The organism is Actinoplanes sp. ATCC 53533, from assembly GCF_003947245.1.
The window spans coordinates 1-2,411 of sequence record NZ_QHHV01000443.1; the positions used below are offsets into that span (position 1 = coordinate 1).

Genomic DNA, 2,411 nt, shown 5'->3' on the forward strand with positions numbered 1-2,411 from the left:
CTTCACCGCGTACGCGCCGACCGGCGAGTCCGCCAGCATGGCCTCGTCCTTGCCCGAGACGACCGCGTTGGTGGCGTCGCTCTGGGCCTGGTACTGGTCGATCGTGATCTTCGCCTTGCCGGCGTCGGTGCACTTCTTCGACCGCGCGGTGATGTCGTCGAGCTGCACCGTGCCGACCTGCACGGCGACCTTCTTGCCGCAGGCGTCGTCCGGGTTGATCGTCGCGCCGGCCTTGGCCGCCCACTGCGTGCCCGCGGAGAAGTAGGAGACCATGGTGGCCTCCTTCTCCCGCTCGGCGTTGACGGTGAACGACGAGACGCCGACGTTGTACTTACCCGAGGTCACGCCCGGGATGATCGCGTCGAACTTCGCCGACTGCCACTCCGTGGTCAGGCCCAGCTTCTGCGCGACCGCGTTGAACAGGTCGACGTCGAAACCGATGATCGTCTTACCGTCGGCGTCCAGGTACTCGTTCGGCGCGTACGAGGAGTCCGTACCGATGGTGAGCTTGCCGGCCGCCTTGATCTCCGCCGGAACCTTGTCTGCGAGCGAGGTGTCGGCGGAAGCCGACGGCACCGGAGCGCCCGACCCGGTGCCCGGGTCGTCCGACTCCTCGCCGCAGGCGGTCAGGGAGACGGTCATGGCGAACGCGGCGGTCAGACCCACGATCGCGCGCCGCAGGGGGGTGGTGCGGAACATCGTCGTCAACTCCTCAATGGTGTTCGAGTGGGGCTCAAGCAACGCCGAGGTAGGCGTCCTTGACCGAGGGGTCGGTCAGCAACTCGGCGCCGGTTCCGGTCTTGACGATCCGTCCGGTCTCCAGCACGTACGCCCGGTGTGCCCGGGACAGCGCCTGCTGGGCGTTCTGCTCCACCAGCAGCACGGTGGTGCCCTGTTGGTTGATCTCAACGATGATGTCGAAGATCTGCTGGATCAGCATCGGCGCCAGGCCCATCGACGGCTCGTCGAGCAGCAGCAGCTTCGGCCGGCTCATCAGCGCCCGGCCGACCGCGAGCATCTGCTGCTCGCCGCCGGACATGGTGCCGCCGACCTGCTTCTCACGCTCCTTGAGCCGCGGGAACAGGCTGAACGCGCGATCCAGATCCTCGTTGATCTCGGCGCGGTTGCGTCGCGTGTACGCACCCATCTCGAGGTTCTCACGCACCGTCATGCCCGGGAAGATGCCCCGGCCCTCCGGCGACTGCGAGACGCCGCGGACGACCCGCAGGTCGGCCCGCAGCTTGGTGATGTCCTCGCCCTGAAACCTGATCGCGCCCTCGGCCACCGGGCGCAGCCCGGAGATCGCCCGCATGGTCGTCGACTTGCCGGCGCCGTTCGCGCCGATCAGCGCGACGATCTCGCCCTCGCCGACGGACAGGCTGATGCCGTGCAGGGCCTGGATGCGCCCGTACAGCAGCGTGATGTCCTGCAACTCAAGCAGCATCGGTCGGCACCCCCAGGTAGGCCGCGATCACGGCCGGGTTGTCCCGCACCTCGGTGGGCGTCCCCTCGGCGATCTTCTTGCCGAACTCCAGCACCACGATCCGGTCGGTCACGCCCATCACCAGGCGCATGTCGTGCTCGATGAGCAGGATCGTCACCCCGGTGTCGCGGATCCTGCGGATCAGCGCGAGCAGATCCGCCTTCTCCGCCGGGTTGAAGCCGGCCGCCGGCTCGTCCAGGCACAGCAGCGTCGGGTTCGTCGCCAGTGCCCGGGCGATCTCCAGCCGCCGCTGCTCGCCGTACGACAGGTTGCGCGCGACATCGCCGGCGCGGTGCTCGATGCCGACGAAACGCAGCAACTGGTACGACCGGTCCTGGCCCGTACGCTCCTCGTTGCGGTGCCGGGGCAGCCGGAACAACGCGGCGATCACGCTGGTCTTGTGGTGGGCGTCCGCGCCCACCATCACGTTCTCCAGCGCGGTCATCTCCGGGAACAGCCGCACGTTCTGGAACGTGCGGGCGATCCCGCCGCGGGTGATCTCGTGCTTCTTCTTGCCGACGATCGACTCACCGCGGAACCGGATGCCGCCGCTGGTCGGCCGGTAGACACCGGTCATCGCGTTGAAGCAGGTGGTCTTGCCGGCACCGTTCGGGCCGATCAGACCGAAGATCTCACCCTTGCGCAGGCTGAAACTGACCTCGTTGAGCGCGACGACACCACCGAAGCGCAGCGTCACGTTGTCGACCTCGAGCAGGACGTCACCGGCGGGTGCGGTCGGCGTCTCCTCGACGACCTTGCCCGTCGGGATGGGCCGGTCGACAGGACGCGCATTGGCCTCGTCGGCCTGCTGCGGCGTCTCGATGTGCGGCTCACTCAATGGGAGCCACCTCCTTCGCTCGGTCCTTGAGCTCCATCGCGCGGCGCCGGCTCGGGATCAGGCCCTGCGGCCGGAAGATCATGATCGCGA

General features: G+C 68.1%; 3 protein-coding genes. All 3 read right to left on the reverse strand.

The features are described from left to right. A partial coding sequence (locus tag DMB66_RS58870) for a transporter substrate-binding domain-containing protein (RefSeq protein WP_125812598.1) occupies positions 1 to 699 on the reverse strand: 699 nt, incomplete at its 3' end. A 34-nt stretch (positions 700 to 733) separates the two neighbouring features. After that, entirely contained in the window at positions 734 to 1,444 is a 711-nt protein-coding gene (locus DMB66_RS58875; RefSeq protein WP_125812597.1) for an ABC transporter ATP-binding protein, read from the reverse strand. Further along, positions 1,434 to 2,252: an ABC transporter ATP-binding protein gene (locus DMB66_RS58880; RefSeq protein ID WP_125812599.1), complete on the reverse strand. Its 819-nt coding sequence runs from the start codon at positions 2,250 to 2,252 to the stop codon at positions 1,434 to 1,436. Before DMB66_RS58880 ends, DMB66_RS58875 begins: the two co-directional genes overlap by 11 nt. Between the last annotated feature and the right edge of the window lie 159 nt (positions 2,253 to 2,411).